This is a genomic window from Aliivibrio sp. S10_S31 (assembly GCF_014694495.1).
GTDB lineage: Bacteria > Pseudomonadota > Gammaproteobacteria > Enterobacterales > Vibrionaceae > Aliivibrio > Aliivibrio fischeri.
Window position 1 is genome coordinate 1 of the sequence record NZ_JAAUWR010000126.1, and the last position, 390, is coordinate 390.

Genomic DNA, 390 nt, shown 5'->3' on the forward strand with positions numbered 1-390 from the left:
ATGCATTATCACAAGCAGATATTGATGCTGGTTTATTTGAAATCGATGCAACCACAGGTGTGGTGACGCTGATTGGTAATCTTGATCATGAAGTCGCCGATTCTCACTCTATTACCATCATTGCGACTTCTACTGATGGCTCAACAAGCCAAGAAAGTTTTGATATTACAGTGACGGATGCAGATGGTTCGACACCGGGCGGTGGCGACACGGATAACGATGTGGGTCCGGTAACGGATTCGAATACTGCTGAAAATACCTTGTCAGAGAATGCTGAAATTGGGTCGGTTGTAAATATCACTGGCCTTGCGACAGATCCAGATGGTGATGAGGTGACTTATGCATTATCACAAGCAGATATTGATGCTGGTTTATTTGAAATCGATGCAA

Annotated in this window: 1 pseudogene; it reads left to right on the forward strand. The window is 43.8% G+C overall.

From position 1 onward, the window contains the following. Window positions 1-390 (forward strand): annotated as a pseudogene (locus HC728_RS19905) (hypothetical protein); the annotation flags it as partial.